This is a genomic window from Rhizobium binae (assembly GCF_017357225.1).
Classification (GTDB): domain Bacteria; phylum Pseudomonadota; class Alphaproteobacteria; order Rhizobiales; family Rhizobiaceae; genus Rhizobium; species Rhizobium binae.
The window spans coordinates 447,206-467,430 of the sequence record NZ_CP071607.1 but is presented as its reverse complement, the minus strand read 5'-3'; the positions used below and the strand labels follow the sequence as shown (position 1 = coordinate 467,430).

The following is a 20,225-nucleotide window of genomic DNA, read 5'->3' as shown; positions in this document are numbered from 1 at the left end:
TGGCCTGACCTCTTCCGTTGCGCCGTCACCATGGCTGTCCTCAACCGCTTAGAGTGTCTTTTCGCCCTCAGCCGGAACCGGCCCCAGAAGGCGCGTCAGAGTGACCAGAGCCGTTGGGCATTGGCGAAGAGCAGCTTCGAACGCTCCGCCCCGCTGTTGCCGGAGAGCGCGGCATGGGTCGCCGCGACCCAGGTGGAAAGGCCGCCGCCGAGCGTGCAGACGGGCCAGTCGCTGCCCCAGACCACCCGGTCCCAGCCGAAACTTGCAATGACATGTTCGATATAGGGCCGCAGCGTCTGCGCCGTCCACGTCTCGGCATCGGCATAGGCGACGACGCCCGAAACCTTGCAGATGACGTTCGGCCGCCTGGCGATCTCCAATATGCCGGCTTTCCACGGCTGAAAGGCGTCCGAACGAATATCGGGCACGCCGCAATGGTCGAGCACGAACTGCACATCCGGCGCAAGATCGACGAGGGCAGCGACGCGTCCGGCCTGATGCGGCAATGTGCAGAGGTCGAAGGTCAAGCCGCTGCCGCCGATGCGCCTGATGTTTTCGCGAAACAGCGCCCCCTCCGAGACGTCGTCGGCCACGACATGCAGCACACGGCGAAATCCCTTGACGAAGGGATCGGCCTTCTGCCGCTCGAGATAAGCGGCAAAGCCTTCATCCTCCGGCCGGCAGGAGACGATGGCGCCGGCAATCAGGCTGCCGGGCTTTCGGGCGATATCGGCAATGTGGTCGGTCTCGGCCTGCATGGCGGCCGGATCGACATCGACTTCCATATGCAGCGCCGTGGTGATGCCGCAGCGGCGCGCTTCGGCTGCATAGGTCTCGTAGAGAAAATCCTGGTTAAGGGCAGGCGTGCCGGAAAGCCAGGGATAGGGCAGCGCCGACCGATCGATGACATGCAGATGGGTGTCAATGAGCACGGGTTTCCTCCAAGGCTGGCCTGCGGCAACCTATCTCTGGTGAATGGATTGTTCAAATAGAAATTCCGGAGCTCAGGCCGGGATGGCAACGTCGGCGCCGGCAAGCTGCGAGAGCTCGGCGGCGGTCTTCTGCACCAGCATGATCGTCTGCGCGATATCGGGCGCGGACGGCGCATTGACGAGCGCGATGAACGGACAGGTCAGCGCGGCAATGCAGCGCCGATCCGGCCCGAGAACCGGCGCCGACAGATTGTAGACTCCTGAGGTCTGCGCGCTCGCCATCATCTCATAGCCGCGCTCGCGGATATGATCGAGGCGATCGTAGAATTCGGCGCCGAGTTCGATATCGGCGCGGTTACGCACATGTTCCGATATCATCATCTCCCGCTCCTCGTCGCTGCGGAAGGCGAGCAGCACATGCCCCGAACCGGTGTCGAACAGGCTGATATGGGCGCCGATCCGGATCGAGAATCCCCAATAATCCGGCGCCTCCTGCTGGGCGATGACAACGGCGGCGCCGCGATCGAAGACGGCAAGGTGATTTGCCTGACGCGCGCGCTGGGCGAGATCGCGCATCAGCGGTGTGGCGTAGGAGACAAGCCGGCGCACCGGCGCATGCAACTGCGCAAGCCCGAAAAGCTTGAGCGTCAGCGAATAGCGATCGCCGTCCAGCCGGGTGACGTAACCGCGACGCACCAGCCGGTCGAGCATGCGATAGAATTCGTTGGGGCTGCGGTCGAGCCGCTTGGCGATCTCCGCCTGGGTAAGACCGCTGTCGACGCCGGCAAGCAGTTCCAGGATGTCGAGGCCCTTGTCGAGGGCGGGAGCGCGGTAGCGGTCTGACTCGTCGGGCTCCATTCCATCCTCCTGTAAATATTATTCTGCATATACGCAGAACGCGACCGGAAAGGCAAAACTTCACGCTTGACCCTTGGCCATTCGTCTGTTTGTCTATAAACAGACGAATTATTGCTGAAGACAGCTGATCGACGGAAACGACGGGCGGCCCGCATGGTGCCCTGCCTCAGGCGGGCAGCAACTCGCAAAGAGGGAAAACGACAGGGGCCAGCTGGGGACCTATTCCATCTCAGCCCGGCCTTCGCCAAGATATGACCGCATGTACAGTCCCGCGTAGACAATTCCAGAAAAGGCCCGTGACATGACAAACAGACTTTCCGGCAAGACCGTTCTCATTACCGCCGCCGGCCAGGGCATCGGCCGGGCGACGGCGGCAGCCTTTGCCGCGGTCGGCGCCAAGGTCCACGCCACCGACATCAACACCGAGGCGCTGGCGACGCTGGCTGCGGAAATCGGCGTTTCGACCCACAAGCTGAACGTGCTCGAAGAGGATGCGGTCAGGGCCCTCGTCGCCGAGATCGGCGCCGTCGACGTGCTGTTCAACTGCGCCGGCTTCGTCCATGCCGGCTCGATCCTCGAGATGAAGGATGCCGATCTCGAATTCGCCTTCGATCTCAATGTCAAGGCAATGATCCGCACTATCCGCGCCGTTCTGCCCGGCATGCTCGAGCGCAAGGATGGGGCGATCATCAACATGGCCTCGGTCGCCTCCAGCATCAAGGGCGTCCCGAACCGCTTCGCCTACGGCGTTACCAAGGCGGCGGTGATCGGGCTCACCAAATCCGTCGCCGCCGATTATGTCGCCGACGGCATTCGCTGCAACGCCATCTGCCCGGGCACGGTGGAAAGCCCGTCGCTGCAGGACCGCATGCGCGCCGGCGGCGATTACGATGCGGCCCGCGCCGCCTTCATCGCCCGCCAGCCGATGGGCCGGCTCGGTTCGCCGGAAGAGATTGCCGATCTCGCCGTCTATCTCGCCGGCGCGACCTATACTTCGGGCCAGGCGATCGCCATCGACGGCGGCTGGACGATCTGACCGAGCGCATGTCGTCATCGCAAAACCGTGCAGCGGTTTTGCGATGACGACATGCGTAAAACAAAGACTGAAAGCGCGAGGAGCGAATCTGAAAAATCGCAACGCACGTTCGCCGATGAGGACGCCGGCACGCTGCCGGCCGATCCCGCCATCGCAATCGGGAGGAACAACATGACCCGCATCACCGACCTTCGCGTCTTCGATCTCCGCTTTCCCACCTCACAAAGCCTGGACGGGTCCGATGCGATGAATCCCGACCCGGACTATTCGGCCGCTTATGTCATTCTCGATACGGATACGCCTGATCTTGCCGGCCATGGCCTGACCTTCACCATCGGCCGCGGCAACGACATTTGCTGCATGGCGATCGAGGCAATGCGCCACCTCGTCGTCGGCGCCGAGCTTTCCGAGGTGCTTGCCCATCCCGGCAAATTCTGGCGGCATCTGACCAGCGACAGCCAGCTGCGCTGGATCGGCCCGGAAAAGGGTGCCATTCACCTGGCGACCGGCGCCGTCGTCAATGCCGTCTGGGATCTGCTGGCCAAGCAGGCCGGCAAACCGGTCTGGCGGCTCGTTGCCGAGATGTCGCCGGAAGAGATCGCCGATATCGTCGACTACCGCTATCTCACCGACGTGCTGACGCGCGATGAAGCGATCGAGATCCTGAAGCGGGCGGAGGCGGGCAAGGCGGAACGCATCGCCACCCTCGAAAAAGAGGGTTATTCCTGCTATACGACCTCGGCCGGATGGCTCGGTTATGAGGACGAGAAACTGCGCCGCCTTTGCCAGGAGGCGATCGACGCCGGCTTCAACCATATCAAGATGAAGGTCGGCCGCGATCTGGAAGACGATATCCGCCGCCTCAGGATCGCCCGCGAGGTGATCGGCCCCGACCGCTACCTGATGATCGACGCCAACCAGGTCTGGGACGTCGGCCAGGCGATCGACTGGGTCAAGGCGCTCGCCTTTGCCAAGCCTTTCTTCATCGAGGAGCCCACCAGCCCCGATGACGTCGCCGGCCATCGCAAGATCCGCCAGGCAATCGCGCCAGTGAAGGTCGCGACCGGCGAGATGTGCCAGAACCGCATCATGTTCAAGCAGTTCATCGCCGAAGGCGCGATCGATATCGTCCAGATCGATTCCTGCCGCATGGGCGGGCTGAACGAGGTCCTTTCTGTTTTGCTGATCGCCGCCAAGTTCGGCCTGCCGGTCTGGCCGCATGCCGGCGGCGTCGGGCTCTGCGAATATGTGCAGCACCTGTCGATGATCGATTACGTCGCGGTCTCCGGCAGCAAGGAGGGCCGCGTCATCGAATATGTCGATCATCTGCACGAACACTTCCTCGACCCCTGCCGGATCGAGAACGCCGCCTATATGCCGCCCGCGCTGCCGGGCTTCTCCATCGAGATGAAACCGGCTTCGATCGGTAATTATAGGTTCCGAGGCTAGAGCAATAGCTGCAAAAGCGTGCAGCGGTTTTGCGTCGGCATTGCGTGAAAACAAATAGACAAAGCAATTCCGCAATTCGAGGAAAACCGGAATTGCTCCAGCGCATCGAGCGGACGCATGGCGCTTTCATACCGGTCGCCCGGAAGCCTGCAGCCGTTCCCGGCGACAACCCCGTCGGTGACTCAAGTTGCATGCGCGGCCCATGAGAGCGTCGACATCGCGCATCGCATGCCGGCATAGTGGCTTGTCGTCAACGCGCCCGTTTCCGCGAGCGTTCACGCCGGCAGACCCGCCCGCCTCAATCCCTCGCGCAGCCGCAACACATCTTGCTCGCTAGATAGATACGAGACGTCGACGAGCCAGTTCACGTAGTCGGCGGAACCTGCCGTCGACGCTCCGCACCACCTTTTCCTGATTGCATCAATGAAAATATTTCCGCATCGTTCGGCATCATCGATCCGACCGAGGTGACCGTATGAGGCTGCGCGCCATCCCATGTCGCGCGGCTCTTTATCGGGTGTGTCGAACGTTCGCTGTTCCAGAAGGGTCGCCGCCTCGCCGTATCGTTCCGCAAGGAACAGAAGACGGGATTTGTAGTAGTTGTACCAACGGGGATGTAGCGGGTTCAGCCGGTAGGCGACCTCGGCCCCGGCCAAGCCTTTGACCGGACGCCCCAGCGCGCCCTGCATCCACGCCCACAAGATTAGAATGGTGGCATCGTTCGGATTCATCGACTTTGCGAGATCGAGATGATGCTCCGCCCTTTTGAAGTCGCGCCAGGTCAAACAAATGTAACCCAAGGTGCACTGCACGCGAGGATCGCTTGGATCCAGCGCGAATGCCGTTTCGGCCGATCGAAGCGCCTTGATCCGGTTATCGTCATGCTCCCTGGGGATGCCAAGGCCCCCCTCCGAGGCGCGGTTGAGATAGATATAGGCGAGACCCGTGTGGGCGCGTGCGAAAGTCGGATCCGCCTTGGCAGCCCTTTCGAACAGCGCCTCGGCGCGCTCCTGTGCTCCCGGCCGGAAGTCGTCAGAGAGGCGGTTGCCCTGCAGGAAGAGATCGTAGGCTCGCACATCTTCCGGGCGGCGTCTTCGAGAGGTGATCTCGTTGTCGTCGATGACACGTTGCGCGACCGTGGCGACGATGCTACGCGCTATCTCTTCCTGGGTGGCGAAGATATCCTCAATCTCAGCGTCGTAACGTTCGGCCCAGCGATGCGTGCCGCCTTTCGTTTCAACAAGCTGCACGGTGATCCGGATCCGATTGCCTGCTCGTCTGACGCTCCCCTCGACCACATAATCGGCGCCGAGAATGTGACCAATCTCGCGCAGGTCAGCGGAGCGACCGCCTAATGCGAAGGACGAAGTTCTTGCGATGACCATGAGCTCGGTGAACCTTGCGAGCTCGATGATTATGTCCTCGGTGATTCCATCGCTGAAATAGGTCTGCTCTGGGTCGCCGCTCATATTTTCAAATGGAAGCACGGCGATAGTTGGTCCCGCGAATTTCGAAACGTTGGAGACAGCAAACTTCGATCCGCTCAACGGAAGATGGTACGCCTTGATCGGGCGCGCGATGTTCTTCAGACGCTGCTCTCCGGCGTACTCGATCGTTGCGTCGATCTTCCCCGCAAGATGTTCGTAGGCTGCACCGGAGATCAGAACATCTCCCGGTGGGCACAACTGCTCCAGTCGCGCCGCCACATTAACTCCGTCCCCCAGGATGTCGTCGCCATCAACCACGACGTCGCCGAGATTGATTCCGATGCGAAAGATGATCTTGCGCGTCGGATCGACGAACTGCTGCTGGCTGGCCACGGAATTCTGGAATGCGATTGCACAAGAAACGGCCTCGACCACCGAGCCAAACTCCGCGACCAGGCCATCGCCCATGAGTTTGACGACACGCCCTGCATGAGCGGCGATGACCGGACGCAGCGACGACGACATCAAACTGCCGAGAGCCGCAAGTGTCGCGTTCTCGTCCGCCTCGACCAATCGAGAATAGCCGACGACATCCGCGATCAGAATAGCTGCAAGCCTTCTCTGCAACGGCCCCTCCAGCCTCGACCATGTTTTCAGACTCACTCGACACGACCATCACACGAATGGTCGGTCACGGATTGAAAGTGTTCAGCATGCTTTTGTCAAAGCATGTCTCGCAAAACTGGCAGCGGTTTTGCAACAAGGACTTGCGGAAACAAAATCCTGAAGCCCAGCACGCAAACCTTCGCAGGCTGTCGCCGACAGAATGACCCAGGCCGACCAACAAGGAAAACAAGAAAACGTCACCAGCACTGACGTATCTGTTGCCATCCGCATATTTATTTTCTTGAGTTCTCTAGTCTTTCATGCCGGGCACTGCCTCCAAACGGACGGGACTGCTCCAATTCACTTGGAGGCCGCCGAAGCTTGCTTTTTATGCTATCCAGGAATATTTTTGAGTTGTGAATGCGGAGGGGGCCCAGCACCAGCAGGCCAGCAAATTTTATTGCAGTTAAACAATAGAATGTTTGCGATCCAGCCATGCCCAAGTTTCACGCCGTCAGGACTCTATACACCTATCTGCTGATCGTCGCGGCAATACTGCTGTCGATCGGCACGGCTCATGCCGTCATGACCGAGGAGAGCGGACGCCGCGTTGCGCTCGTCATCGGCAATTCGGTCTACAAGACGCTGCCCTCGCTTCCAAATCCCGCCAATGATGTCGAAGAGGTCGCCAACACGCTGCGTTCGGCCGGTTTCGACGTGACGATCGGCGTCAACGTCGACCGCATCGGGCTCGAAGATACCGTACGCCGCTTCCTGCGTTCGACCAACAATGCCGAGGCCGGCCTCATTTATTACTCGGGCCACGGCATCCAGGTGGGCGGGCAGAATTTCCTCGTTCCGGTCGATGCGACGCTGGAGACGCCCTATGACGTCGAGACGCAGACCATGCCGCTCGACCTTATCCTCAACCATCTCAAGCAGAATTCGCGCGTGCAGCTGATCTTTCTCGATGCCTGCCGCAACAACCCGTTCAATGCGCAGAAATTCTGGATGGCGGAAAAGCTGGAACCGGTCGGCGCGACGCGCGGTCTGGCGCGCATCGACAGCGATCTCGGCAGCCTGATCGCCTTCTCGACGGAGCCGGGCCAGGTGGCGCTCGATGGCCAGGGGGCGCTCAGCCCCTATTCCGAATCCTTCATCAAGCGCGCCAGCGAGCCGAACAAGGAAATCCGCCAGGTCCTGACCGATGTGCGCCGCGACGTGATCGCCATGACCAATGGCAAGCAGGTCCCCTGGGAAAATTCCTCGTTGATGGACAGCTTCTATTTCATCCCGGCGCCGCCGCCGCCGAGCGTCGAGCCGATGCAGCAGGTGAGCGTGCCGGAGGGGGCGGCCGCGACCAAGCTGCCGATCGCCCCGCCGCATGACGAAACCGGCGCGGCGCTGCTCGTCACGCTCAACCAGCTTCCCCAGACCGGCAAGCTCAGTTTCGACGGCAAGCCGGTGGAGCAGGGCGCCAAGATGCCGGCCGCGGCGCTGACGGCGCTGAGCTACGATTCAACGGGCGTTGCCGCCGGAACGGTCGGCCTGATCGGCTATACAGTCAGCGATCCCTATGGCCAGGCGACGCAGGGCGTCGTCGCCATCACCGTCGCGGCCGATGCCGGCGCCAAGCTCGCCCAGCTCGAACAGGAAAAGCAGGCGCGGCTTGCCGATGCCGGCGCCTACCTGAAATCGCTGCCGCGCGACGTCGATACGACGATCGGCGTCGGCCCCGTCGATGCCCGCCTGCCTGAAGTACCGGTATCGGTATCGGCCGCGGACATGACCTTCAAGGTAGCGGCCCTGCCCGACAAGGGCACGCTGCGCGCCGGCGACCGGGTGATCGGGCCCGGCCACGTGCTCGAAGCGGCCGATATCCCGGCGCTTTCCTACGAGCCGCAGATCGGCACCGAAAACCAGCACTTCGCCCTGACGCTGCAGGCCGCCAACGACGACCTGCAGCCCGCCACCGTCACCTTCAAGCCGACGCTTGACGCCTGCGACAGCGCAGCCGCCGCACCGCTCGACCTGCAGGGCGTGACCGCGGGCAAGCTGCCGAATGAGATCGATCCGGCCATCGCGGTGCCAGCCTGCACGGAAGCGGTGAAGGCCTATCCCGAGGTTGCCCGCTTCGTCTATCAGCTCGGCCGCGCCCAGCTCGCCAACCGCGAGACGAAGACGGCCTTCGCGACGATCAAGAAGGCGATGGATGCCGGGCATGTCAGGGCGATCGACCAGCTTTCCAGCCTGTATATTATCGGCGCGTCGGTGCCGGCCAATCCCGCGAAAGCGAATGAAATCGTTCAAGCGGGGGCCAAGAAGAACGACCCCTACGCTTTATACACTTACGGCAAAAGCCTCTTTTATGGACGGGGCATCAAGGCCGATACTCAGCAGGGCCTGAAGCTCATGCTGCAATCGGCGGACCTCGGACATACTTTTGCGATGAACGAGCTTGGCTACATCTTCCTTAATGGAGTGAATGTTCCGGCCGATCCGCAGCGCGGCATTCGTTTCTATGAAGCCGGCCTCGCACGGAACGATATCTATTCGATGAATAATCTCGCGCTGGTGTACCGGTCGGGAAAGGCCGTGCCTCAGGATCTCGGCAAGGCGCTGGAGCTTTTCACCAAAGCAGCAGAAGGCGGCCAACCCTTTGCCCCCACCAACCTCGGACGTATGTACAGGGACGGCATCGGTGTTCCCGCCGACAAGGTGGCCGCGGTGAAGTGGCTGGAGATGGGAGCAGAACGAGGTGACTACTGGGGAGCGCTCGACCGCGCCAGACTGGCAAAGGACGACGTCGAAGACCCAGAGAGCAAAGCAATTGCGGCGCGTTATTTCGCGCTCGCAGCCGCCGTTAACAAGCCACGGATAGGTGACACGAAGAACCAGGCGCTGGCCGAACTCAAGTTACTGCCAAGTGCAGCGAAGAAGGAGGCGGAAGAAGCCTTCAGCGCCGAGTTGACTGTTCAGGAACGAACGGCCCTGCCAAAAACCAAGTCGCTCGACGCGAGGCTCGTCGAACTCGCCAGGGCGACATGGGTAAAGCGAAATCCAAGGTATGATCTCTTCTGAAACGGCGATCCGGGAGCGCCCTACATGACCAGCAAACTTATCATCCGCGTACTCATGTGCTCGACATTCATCGCCGGCTCCGGTGCAATCTTGCAGAGCTGCATCTTCGACCCGGGCGCACGAACACTGTTCGCCAGCGAAGAACCGGCCAGGAATGCCACGCCTGCGAGGAAACCCACGCCCGCTGTCCGACGAGTGGCCACCAAGAGCGATGAACCGGCTTTTGCCCGCTCCGACAACGGTGCCGGTGGGAATTCCAGCTCCGGCTCCAGCTCCAGTTCCAGCTCTGGCGGCGGCATGGGCGGCGGCTCTGACTCTGGCAGTTCCGACAGCGGCGGCCCTAGTGGGGGGTGGGACAGTTCGGATCGCCGCTTGAAGACGCAAATTCGTCGCATCGGCGCCTCGCCCTCCGGAATACCAGTTTACGCATTCCGCTATGTCTGGGGCGGCCCGCTTTATATCGGGACTATGGCTCAGGACCTGCTTTTGATCCGGCCTGATGCAGTCATACGGACCGCGTCCGGGTATTACATGGTTAATTATGCGGATCTCGACATCGATATGGTTTCTGTAGAAGAAGGTTTTTCGCTGGCTACGTCAGGGGCTGGCGCAGTAGCCGTGGCACTCTCTGTTAACGCTGCAAGCCGCCGCTCACGGACACAACTCGAAACTTCAGAAGGTTTCGTTTTGTCAGCGGTATGATCGAGAAGACGGTCGACTGGTCCATAAGATCCCTTTCACAGGAACTCCTTGGTTCTCATGTAGGGCCAGCGGCAAGATGACCGATGTTTGAGCGCTCTATATCTGTAGCCTCGTCTATGTCCGAGCGGGCAACGCTCTCGGGCCGAGGTTTTTCAACCCCACACATGCGACACCCCAAGCCACTTCATCAAGCATCCGGCCTATCGGGACTACTGCAAGCGTCGCCATCAATGGGCTTCTGGAAACGGTGAAGCGGCAGCTGGCATCAAGGCCGGCTGCGTGAGGCTACCTATCCGTCCAACCCCTTGAAGCGCACCGGCTGGTAGCCGCGCAGCAGCAGGATTCCGAGCGAATAGGTGTTGCGGCAGACGCGGCCCTTGCAGGCATTGGGCGTCGCCTCCATCACCTCGACTTTGCGGTCGTCGGTGAAGCGCATGAACAGCATCACATGCGAACCCGGCCGGTTCAGCGCGTCGCCCGGCTGCAGCGACCAGGGATCTTCGAGCCGCCTGGTGATGCTGGGGATCGCCCGCGTCGAGACATGCATCTTCAGACCCCAGGCTTCGCTGACGAAGCCGGAGCAGTCGACGCCGAGGATGTTTGATTGCGGCGCGCTCTTGGTGCAGACGTTGCCGGCCGTCTGGCCGTCGACGACACCACTGGTGAAGTCCTCGAGCGGCGTCTTGCAGCCCCAGCAATAGGGCACGCCCTTCACCGTCTGGCCGCGTTTTCCGAACAGGTAGATCGGTCGGCGCAGGCGGTTCATGTTGTCGCAACCGGGCCCCGGATCCTTGCCATAGGCCGCCGGCGTCACCAGCCAGTTCAGCGTCTCGAAGCCGATCGCCCGCTCGATCACGGCGCCGCGCGATTTCGGCAGGATCGCGACCTTCGGCCCCTTTCCCGGTTTGGCCGCAATTGACGGCTTTGCCGGCCTGATGACAGCGAGCTTGCGGCCGGGCTCGCGCCCCTCGAGCTTCAGCACCTGCGCCCGGCTCTCCTGGGAGCGAAGAAAAAGCACGTCGCCGCGCGGGCCGATCGCCACGAAGCGCCGCGAGAAGACCGTGCCTGGTTCGATCGGCAGGTCGTAGACGCGCTCCAGCACACCGTTCGGGGTGAAGCGCACCACCAGCATGCCCGTCCGCTCCGGCCGGTCGGCGGGCACAAGTTCGACCAAGGCATAGGGTCTGCCTGTCGTGTCGATGTCGAGCAGTTCGACTGTGCCGATCCGGTTTTCCCCGGTGAGCTGAAGCGAGAGGAAATTCTCCTCCGAGCTCGCGCGCCGCAGCAGGATCTCCGCCCTGTCGTTTGCCGCCGAAACTTCTGCAACGATATCGCCGAGGCCGCGGCTCGGCACGTATTGAACAACCGGCGGGCGGGTTTGCGGCCGGCTGGTGCTGCGGCCGATCTCGTCGATGATGCTGTTCAGCGGGCCGGGCGGCACCGAGCCCATCGAGGCGAAGACCGAGCGGGTGTAGTCGTCGCCATCGCCGCCGTCGATGGCGCGCAGGGTCTGGGAGCGGCCATCGGCGCCAGGGGAACGCTCGAGCGGCACGATGCCGTCAGACCAGAGGTAGAGTTCGTTATGAACGACGGCGAGATCCTCCGGCGCCGCATTTTCGGGCAGCGGCAGGATCTCCGGATCGGCCTGCGAGCGTTCGCCGTCAACGGCGAGCACGCGGCCGTTATTCTGGTCGAGGATGTAGACGGTGCCGTCGTCGCCGACGGTGATCGCCGCCGGTCCGGATGCCTCGACCTCCTCATTGGCGGAGATGATGCCGACCGAGCGGGCGCCGTCGCCGCTCGGAAGTTCGATCATGAGAGTGTCTTTTGCGAGGACAGGCCAGGCGATTGCGATCGCCGCGGCCATCAGAATATGCGAGCTGAAACTGCGCATTGCCGTGAACCCCGAAACAGGATCATTTTGGCCATGGGGCCCCAGTCTGAAGCCTGTTCACAATTAGAGAGCGAGAGAATGATGTCGTCGGAAAAACCGTTCACAACTTTCGGCATCATGCCCCAAGTGCTTAAAATGTTAGGATAGAAGCGGCTCGTCAGCAAGGCGTTGCCTTCCAAACTGTTTGGAGATCGGCCTCGGCGATAGTACAACTTCATCGTCTTGAAGTTTTACTGGCGGGGAAGCCGATGCTGGACTGGAACGGTGACGAACTGGCGCTCGACGTCAGCCTGCTGGAGCAGGTACGCGCGGCAAGGATCGACTTCTCCGATCGCGTCTGCGCCGCCTCCGCCAGCAAGGAGGAGAAGCATCTGGCGCAGTTGCGCTCCGAGCCGACCTATCTGATGGCCGAGTTTCTCTATTCGATGAAGGTCTTCGGCATCAACACGGCTGACGATATAGAGCGCTTCGCCGATCTGCACAATGACTATGTCGTGTCGCTCACCCGCGATCCGGCCAAGCTGCAGCGCCTCGGCCTTTCGCAGGAGCGGGCGCTCGCCTCGATGTTCACCGCCGACACCAAGCCGCGGCTGATCCAGAACTGGGCGGAAAAGGCGGGCGCCATCGACCAATCCAATCTCGCCCGTTTCCTGGTCGCCGTCATGTCGAGCGAGACCTGCCGCAAGACGCTGATCGATTTCGAGACGGCGGGCTTCATGCAGCGCAAGCGCTCACCCTATGGCACCATGGTCGTCTGGTCGACCGGCAAGATCGAGGAAATCTTCGGCGAGATGCTGCGCCATCTTCGCCTCGGCCTGCAGCAAATGAAAATCCTCTGACCGCTATTGCGAACATCTTTCCCAGATTTGGAGTTCGGCCAGAAGCCGGCACGCCGAGAGGGTTACTGGCAACTGATGTCGAACTCTCGACCGAGACTTTCGCAGCGCTCTTGGGCGCCGGTTATGCCGTTCTCGAAGATAGCTCCGCACGGCTGGATATCGCCGTGGCCTGCGTGTCTGGTCCGTCGAAAGTGAACTTTCCTTCCGCGGCGGCATTCTCGATGGGCGCTCCAGAACAGAGGTTGGCTGGCTGGGGACTGTCGGCGCCGGCGGGGCTGACCTCGATTGGGACGTTGCCGCAGCGATGGCTACCGGTTCGCCGGCAAGGTCTCGGCCGTTGCCGGGTACCGTGCTCTCGGCGTGGATTATAGCAACGACGGTTTCGTCTTCGACATTGTCCGGCAGGGGCCAATGCTGGGGCTGGTGATACATTTCTAGAACAGGATGATTTTAGACCGGGTCGGCCTAGAATCTGAATCTCGCTTTTGATCAACCATGATGTCGTCCGAGACAACATCTCTCAGGCCCCGAGACCGATGATTCTGGGAACGAGCCACAACATTGAGGCCGTTCCGATCACGTAAGCTCCAAGCCGGCGGGCTGCGGTCGGCGGCACGGCAACGATTGCCGCTCCAACCCTGGCCACGATCAGCGTCGCCGCAACGAATAAGAGCTGTCCCGCTTCAACGCCCAGGTTGAATGTCAAGAGGCTTAACGGCACGTCCGATTGCGGCAGGCCGGTTTCCTTCAGCGCACCGGCGAAGCCGAAGCCGTGCAGCAGTCCGAACGCGAAGGCCACGAGCCAGGGATAGCTCTCGGAGAGCCGCCTCTCGCCCGGCTCCGCTCTCGCCAGTTCGCTCGCGACGAACGCAATGCTAAGCGCAATCGTGGCTTCCACTGGACTCTGAGGCAGGCTGAAATAGCCAAGCGATGCTCCCGCCAGTGTCATGCTGTGGGCGATCGTAAACGCCGTGATGGTCTTGAACAGCATCCAGCGATCCCGGATGAGCAGGATAAGCGCAAGCACGAAGAGGAGATGATCAAGGCCAGAGAGGATGTGGTTAACGCCGAATAGAAAGTAAGTTCGCGCCACTTCGATGCTTGTCTGCGTGCCGGCGACCACGAAGCGCGGTCGATCGGGCAGGAGGCGCGTGAGTTCGGTGTCGCCTGTGCCATACTGGATGCGCATCAGCGCTTCGGTCATCGTCGACGTGAGACCGTCGACGATGATTTCGCCGCCTTTCAACCCTTTCGTGCAGGCCACGTTCCATCGCTCGAAATAGGCGCCCTGCTCGATCGACCGAACCGGCTCGGATTTTTCCACGCAGGCGGCCGGCAGTCGCACATGAAGCCCGAGGCGCATCTCGCCTTGCGCCGGCACCTTCCAGACGACGGCGAACGTGTCGGAGGCAGTTTCGCGCATGTCGAGATAGGCCGGGCGGATCTCGTGCGCGTGTGCTGCCGCAGCCAGCAGCATGGGCAGAAGCAAGACGAGTATGCGGCCGATCTGTTTCACCGGTCGGCTCCCTTGCCGGCAAGGCTGTCGATGATCACCGTGTAACCCTTGAGAAGCTCCGCAAATCGCTGGTCTTCGAGCTCCTTGCGTCTCGCATTCCTCCACTCTCGCGCCACGGCGCCACGCACTTCGCCGAGCGACGGCGTGCGGTCGGGCACACGCTCCGTCACGCGGACGAGGTGCAGCCCGAAACTGGACACCACCGGCCCGATCCATTGGCCGAGCGGCGCCCGGTCGAGCGCCTTGGCGAAATCGGTCCCGAAAGTCTGCGTGATCGAAACGCTGTCGGAAAGCGCAAGCTGGGGCGGCAGCAGCGTGGCATCGCCGAGCAGCGAGCGGTCCGCATCCGGATCGGACAGCAGAGCCTGGAGGATGGAACCGGCATCCTGCTCAGCCCGGTCGCCGCGCCGCTGCGGGTTGAGGAACACCTGTTCGAAGGCCAGCATGCCCTCGATCTTGAACGCGTCGGCGTTACTGACGAGATAGGTCGCAAGTTCCGCGTCAGTCGGCTCTAGCGCCTCGGCGTCCGCCGTGTCCAGAAACTCCATCTTCTGGCGAAGGCGCCGCCTGACCACGGCATCGTCCTCGTCGAGCCCGAGGGCAAGTGCCTGACGGACGAGGACTTCCTCCTTCACATGATCGTCGATCAACCCCTTGAGCTCATCCACGCTCGGGGGACGCTGCCAGGTCTTCGTGAATAATGTCGCCATCTGCTCGATCTTGGGCGCCGTCACGATGATGATCTCTCGCTTTTCGCCGGTGCCGGCCAGGGCGTAGCCGGCGAAGATCGCAAGCGCGAGCGCCAGAAAATGGACGAGGGGTTCTTTGAGAAAGCGCTTCAGCATCGGCTTTCTCGTCGTATCAAGGCGTATACCAGATCGGCGAGGTATAGGCGCGTTCGGTCACGGTCATCGACGTGCCCTCCAGCGGCTTGTTGCCAAACCGCTTGGCGTCGTAAGCGGTCCACCGCGGCGTCGGGATCTCGATAACACGCCCATAGTAGAAGGCTTTCAGCTTCGGATCGAAGTCCGGATCCGTCCACACGGCAATCAGTTCGGGGGCACCGATCGTGTTGGTCCACGTGGCGTTCTCGATGTCGACCGTGCTGCCGACGGAGGGCAGCTTTCCGTCAGTGCCGGGCTTGCGGTCGCCGCCCCAGACGACATCGTAAACGTGCTCGTGGGTCTCGCCCTTGTCGTCCAGCCACCCCTTGACGATCTGGTATCGGTCGAGATTGGCCCCGATCGGATCTTTCAGAGCAGCCACAAGGAAGGTCGGCACCTTGCCGTCCGGCGCCTTGGTCAGGTCGCCACCCATCGGCACGCCCTTTTCGTAACCGATCGCGCCGGGATTGCGGGTCTTGGCGTCGCCCGCCACGAAATCCCAGCTGCCGAAGAAGCGCACCATCATGCGCGACCCCGTCGTGCCATAGGTCTCTTTGCGCTGCATCGCGTCCCAAATGGATTCGCGCGTATTTTCAGTCGCCCACACGGCAGCATAACCTGAAGCGCCAACCTCCCAGTCCATCACCGTGATGCCGGTCTTGTCGTCCTTCACGAAGGTGGCGGTCAAGCGCTCGGGGCTCGGCTCCTGCGGCGTCGTCTTGCCGAAGAAGTTTTCCTCTTCCATGGCAGCCAGACCGGTATGGGCATCTGAACTGCCGATGAGGCCGAACTTGTACGGGTTCGTGCCGAGTTGGGCTTCCAGCTTCAGCCCATTGCGAAGCGCGGAGCGGGTGTATTCGAACTCGAGCATGTCCGGCGTCTTTTTCTCGCTCGCGTCGAGATTGCCGAAATCCCAGATTTCGAAGTCGGCGAACTCGTCATTCGGAGACAGCGCGGGATGCGCTTCCCCGGTTCCCTTGGTCTGGGTCGTCTCATAGAGACGCTCCCACCTTGCGCGCTGCTCGACATATTCCTTGTCCACCGGCTTGTTGGTGAACGATTCGATCATCGGGAACATGCGGCCGTTGGACAGGTTGCCATTATGTGCGATGGCGAGCACGTTGCCCCCGGTCTTGTCCTCGTAGGCCTGCATCCACTTCCACAGGTCACGGGGATTGTCGCTGCCGAGCGGCTTTAGTGTCGTGTAGGGCACCACCTGTTCGGCCTTGTCGGCATCGTCGCGGAAAATGACGTTGCGGTGCAGGTTGTTGCCTGCCGTATTCGATGTCCACTCGTAGCCGATAAACGCCGTGAATCGACCGGGATCGTTATATTCCTCCGCCGCCTTGATCGTGTCCTGCCAGGCGTTCTTGTAGGGTCGCGTGTCCGGCCCATAGATCATCGAGGACGGCAGCGTTCCCTTGCCAAAAGCGAAGATAATTTCCAGCGCCGCCTTACCGCCTTGCCCGGACTTGATCTCATCGTACCAGGTCTTGGCCTGCGGATCGGCGATCACTTCCGGCTTGCCGGCGAAGAGGTCCGTGAACATCCCCATATTGTCCGAGTGGTCGGCGACCACCAGGAAGTCGAGCGGACGCGACAGCTTTGCCGGCTGGCCACTCGACGCCGTGATCTCCTCTCCCCTTGCGAAACGATAGGCGTCCCGCGGCGTCAAACGCGCGCCAAACGCGCCGGCGTCGAACGAAGCTCCCGTGTGCAGGTGCGTGTCACCAAACAGCGGCCGGGTGGGAAAGTTGCGCCCGGCGTATGGCGAATAGAGCGGCTTGCCAGCGAACGCCTTGTCGGCCTTTTCCGGCGTGAGTGTGCCAACATCGCTCTCCGCCGAATGCCCTGCCGAAGGAATGAGCGAACCTGCAAGCGAAGCCGCGACGATGGCCATGAAACGGGATTTCTTCATATTTTCCTCCCCTTGGAATTATGTAGAAGCCAAACATTTCCATAATTACATGTACTTCAGCGATTCAACGCATGTCTTTGATACAAATCAAAGCGCCTGAAATGCCGACATATTGCCAGCGCAACGGCGCCATTCAGTCGCTTACTACCGAAATCACGACATCACTCACCGGATATATTGTTAAGAACCGGCGAGATAAGCTAGATGACAATTTTGATTAGATAATTTATCTGACCGCAACACCTCATCCCCGAGAAAATACTATCCTGGAAAGGGTGCCTCGGCCCAGTGTGCTTGTTCGTAAATTGCGCCGGCCAAAGCCTGCTACGGCTGAAAGTGCAATCTGCCAGGGACAGATCCCAAGCCGATTTCACCCCTCCCAATCGATTGGCGCCAGTCGCCGTTGCCTTCTTTTCGGCCTCTGCCTATTGTCGTGCTGTCCGCGACAAAGCACGCGCGCAAAGGCACAGCGGCTTCGTCCGGAATCGAGCACGTCGCAAATTGACAACGGATGTGACGACGATGAAGAAATCCCGGCTCATAAGCTTGTCGATCGGCCTGCTGCTTTCGCTTGAAATGCCCTGCATCGGCTATGCCGGGCCGGTCGAGGATGGGCTGGCGGCGCGAAACCCCGCGCTTGCCGCGCTGCGCCAGCACGATGAAAAGGCCTTTGCCGCCGCCGTTGCTGTTATCGCCGACCATGAACGCGCCGAGGGGCTGACGCCGGGCCAGGGCAAGCTGCCGGAGACGACCTCGCCCGGCCGCGACATGGGCTCGGGATCCGGCAAGGAATTCACATCGGACAATCCGGATATTCTCTGGCTCTACAATTCCTCGCCGGAGGGAATGAGCGACCTGATCTCGATTCTGAAATCCGCCGGCCAGAAGCCGAAGAACTAACCGCCTTGCTTTAGTCCCATCCGACTATAAACGGACGCCGGATATTTTTGGCCGGGAGTCTTGCCGCGTCTCAATCTTTCCGGCTCCAAATAATTTGTAACCCTCCCTCAAGCAAGACAGCCAAAGCCATCCCAATTTCGCCGGTCGGTGCTATTCTCATCTTCAGCACAGTGTGAGATTGTTTCGAAGGGGAGGTTCCGATGCTCAGCCGCAAAGCCATCCTGGCCGCAGCCACATGTCTTTCGCTTTTCTCGCTGATCCCCGAGGTCGGGGCGCAGAACGAACGTACGCTGACGGAAGCGCCGGCTCAGAGCGGGCCTGTCAGCATTACCTTCGATCGCGCCGAGGCGAGATACGCCGTCGGCGAAGTCGTCGGCCTCTTCATCCAGTCGAGTGAGAACGCCTATGTCACGGTGCTGAACGTCTCGCCGAACGGCTCCGTCACCAAGCTCTTCCCGAACAAGTACCAGACCGATGCCCTCGTTGCCGCCGGCAAGCGCGTGCAGGTGCCGGATCCGGCCAGCGGCGCCAGGCTGCAGGTTTCAGGCCCGGTCGGGCAGGAGCAGATCAAGGTCTTCTATTCCTCCAAGCCGCTGACCATCTTCGCCGATCTCGGCGGCAGCGGCAGCGGCATGTTCCGCTCGATCGACGGCGGCATGGAGGCCGTCTCCCGCAGCCTCGAAGAAGCCCGCAGCCTCGGCACCAAGATCAGCAGCAAAACGCTGACGCTGACGACCGTCGACAGCACGGCCGCCCTGCCGCCTTCCGCCGTTCCGCCCGTCGCCGCCGTTCCCGCCGCAAAACCCGCGACGGTCGAGCAGGCGGCAAAGCCGCCGGTTGCGCCGAAACCACCGGCCGCCCCGAAGCCGAAACCGGTCGTCAAACCCGAGGTCGCCAAAAAGCCTGAGGCAATCGAAAAGCCGAAGCCGGCGCCCAAGCCCGTCGAGCAGGCGACCACGCAGCCGCCGAAAAAATACAAGATCGTCACCAATCTGGCGCCCGGCCAGGAACTGGCCGCTGATGAGCTGCAGCTGATCGGTCCCGCCGACACCACCGCCTCCACCCGCCCCAGCCAATATAAACAACCAAGCCAGTATCAGCAGCCGGCGCCGTATAAGCAGCCGTCCCAGTCTGCCCAAACCAAGATGCCGAAACTGCCGATGCCGCAGATCAAGATGCCGCAATTCAAGCTTCCCGGCGGCTTCAGCATCAAGATGCCGCCGATGAGCTTCGGCCGGTCGGCCGAACCTGGCCAGGCCGGCGAGCAGATCGAGGTTGCCAATGCCGATACCCCGGCCTGCAACGCCCTGCTCGACAAGCTGAACACGGCCGTTGCCGCCAAGGATATCACCGCTGCCGCCTCCGAGGCCGATGCGATTGCCGTCAGCGCCGAATGCGGACAGTTCCAGATCAACGCCCAGCGCCGCGTCGCAGCCCTGAGGCTCGCCGCCGCCCAGGAGATGATGGCGGCCGACAAGCCGGTCGCCGAGTATGAACCGCTGCTCGTCGCCGCCGACAGTCCGCAGGTGCTCTGGCAGGCCTCCGCCACGCTCGGCGAGATCTATTTCTCCGCCCGCCGCTTCGCCGATGCCGCCGCCGATTACCAGCAGGCGATCGAGATCATCAAGAACGAGACCCGCACGCCGAAGGCGCCGCCGGCCGATACGATCTCCGATCTCATCCAGCGCGCCGCCCAGGCCCGCATCCTTGCCGCCAATCCCACCAGCGACAACCCGCAGGGCAGTTTCGTGCCGGCCGAGAAGGATCACCGCAGCGGCGTGCTCGGCGGCATCTATTCGGAAAATGTGCGCGGCATCGTGCCGGTCTCCATCCCGGTGCCGATCACCTTCGATTTCGACAAGTCGACCTTCACCTCGATTGGCACCGAAGCCGCCCAGGAGTTGCTGGAAGCGCTGAAGGAGCAGAAGCCCGGCCGCATCATCCTCATCGGCCATACCGATCGCAAGGGCGGCGACGATTACAATAAGAAGCTCTCCGAGCGCCGCGCCCAGGCCGTTGCCGATTTCCTGAAGAAGAACGGCATCGACGCCACCATCGACGCCGAAGGCCGCGGCGCCTCCGAACCGGTTGACGTAACCGCCACCGCCAACCTCACCGAAGACGATATCGACGCGCTGAACCGCCGCGTCGAATGGCGCCGCGAATAGAGAGAGCGAGGGGAA

The 20,225-nt window shown here is 61.7% G+C and carries 14 protein-coding genes and 1 pseudogene; 8 read left to right on the top strand and 7 right to left on the bottom strand.

The window, feature by feature from the left end; all coding sequences use genetic code 11:
• Positions 1–95 precede the first annotated feature (95 nt).
• On the bottom strand, positions 96–932 hold the full coding sequence (locus J2J99_RS29085) for an amidohydrolase family protein (RefSeq protein WP_168301973.1): 837 nt from the start codon (positions 930–932) through the stop codon (positions 96–98).
• Between the two features lie 72 nt (positions 933–1,004).
• Entirely contained in the window at positions 1,005–1,790 is a 786-nt protein-coding gene (locus J2J99_RS29080; RefSeq protein WP_168301974.1) for an IclR family transcriptional regulator, read from the bottom strand.
• Positions 1,791–2,091: 301 nt separating this feature from the next.
• On the opposite strand from J2J99_RS29080, the gene J2J99_RS29075 reads away from it, so the two are divergent.
• On the top strand, positions 2,092–2,826 hold the full coding sequence (locus tag J2J99_RS29075; protein ID WP_168301975.1) for an SDR family oxidoreductase: 735 nt from the start codon (positions 2,092–2,094) through the stop codon (positions 2,824–2,826).
• A 171-nt stretch (positions 2,827–2,997) separates the two neighbouring features.
• Entirely contained in the window at positions 2,998–4,275 is a 1,278-nt protein-coding gene (locus J2J99_RS29070; RefSeq protein WP_168301976.1) for an L-fuconate dehydratase, read from the top strand.
• A 275-nt stretch (positions 4,276–4,550) separates the two neighbouring features.
• Here J2J99_RS29070 and J2J99_RS29065 read toward each other — a convergent pair whose 3' ends face one another.
• Positions 4,551–6,329: an adenylate/guanylate cyclase domain-containing protein gene (locus J2J99_RS29065; RefSeq protein ID WP_168301977.1), complete on the bottom strand. Its 1,779-nt coding sequence runs from the start codon at positions 6,327–6,329 to the stop codon at positions 4,551–4,553.
• A gap of 474 nt (positions 6,330–6,803) precedes the next feature.
• On the opposite strand from J2J99_RS29065, the gene J2J99_RS29060 reads away from it, so the two are divergent.
• On the top strand, positions 6,804–9,389 hold the full coding sequence (locus tag J2J99_RS29060) for a caspase family protein (protein WP_168301978.1): 2,586 nt from the start codon (positions 6,804–6,806) through the stop codon (positions 9,387–9,389).
• Between the two features lie 24 nt (positions 9,390–9,413).
• Complete coding sequence (locus J2J99_RS34260) at positions 9,414–10,091, top strand: tail fiber domain-containing protein (RefSeq protein ID WP_246638772.1); 678 nt, start codon at positions 9,414–9,416, stop codon at positions 10,089–10,091.
• 289 nt (positions 10,092–10,380) lie between these two features.
• On the opposite strand, the gene J2J99_RS29050 is transcribed toward J2J99_RS34260, so the two are convergent.
• The gene (locus tag J2J99_RS29050) at positions 10,381–11,985 is read right to left on the bottom strand and encodes an NHL repeat-containing protein (protein ID WP_168301979.1); all 1,605 of its coding nucleotides are present in this window, start codon (positions 11,983–11,985) and stop codon (positions 10,381–10,383) included.
• Positions 11,986–12,233: 248 nt separating this feature from the next.
• Between J2J99_RS29050 and J2J99_RS29045 the strand changes: the two genes are divergently transcribed.
• The gene (locus tag J2J99_RS29045; RefSeq protein WP_168301980.1) at positions 12,234–12,824 is read left to right on the top strand and encodes a hypothetical protein; all 591 of its coding nucleotides are present in this window, start codon (positions 12,234–12,236) and stop codon (positions 12,822–12,824) included.
• A gap of 41 nt (positions 12,825–12,865) precedes the next feature.
• Positions 12,866–13,262: pseudogene (locus J2J99_RS34255) on the top strand (hypothetical protein); the annotation flags it as partial.
• Positions 13,263–13,344: 82 nt separating this feature from the next.
• On the opposite strand, the gene J2J99_RS29040 reads toward J2J99_RS34255, so the two are convergent.
• The 3 genes from J2J99_RS29040 to J2J99_RS29030 are packed head-to-tail and all read right to left on the bottom strand — an operon-like array spanning position 13,345 to position 17,142.
• Positions 13,345–14,301, bottom strand: a complete 957-nt coding sequence (locus J2J99_RS29040) for a HupE/UreJ family protein (protein ID WP_205919262.1) — start codon at positions 14,299–14,301, stop codon at positions 13,345–13,347.
• A 35-nt stretch (positions 14,302–14,336) separates the two neighbouring features.
• The gene (locus J2J99_RS29035; protein ID WP_168301982.1) at positions 14,337–15,185 is read right to left on the bottom strand and encodes a peptidyl-prolyl cis-trans isomerase; all 849 of its coding nucleotides are present in this window, start codon (positions 15,183–15,185) and stop codon (positions 14,337–14,339) included.
• A 16-nt stretch (positions 15,186–15,201) separates the two neighbouring features.
• Positions 15,202–17,142, bottom strand: a complete 1,941-nt coding sequence (locus tag J2J99_RS29030) for a DUF3604 domain-containing protein (protein ID WP_168301983.1) — start codon at positions 17,140–17,142, stop codon at positions 15,202–15,204.
• A gap of 522 nt (positions 17,143–17,664) precedes the next feature.
• Between J2J99_RS29030 and J2J99_RS29025 the strand changes: the two genes are divergently transcribed.
• Both J2J99_RS29025 and J2J99_RS29020 read left to right on the top strand, forming a co-directional pair.
• Positions 17,665–18,042, top strand: coding sequence for a hypothetical protein (locus J2J99_RS29025; protein ID WP_168301984.1), 378 nt, complete (start codon positions 17,665–17,667; stop codon positions 18,040–18,042).
• A gap of 200 nt (positions 18,043–18,242) precedes the next feature.
• Positions 18,243–20,210 carry a DUF4384 domain-containing protein gene (locus tag J2J99_RS29020; protein WP_168301985.1) on the top strand — a complete coding sequence of 656 codons (1,968 nt, stop codon included), beginning with the start codon at positions 18,243–18,245 and terminating at the stop codon, positions 20,208–20,210.
• Positions 20,211–20,225 lie beyond the last annotated feature (15 nt).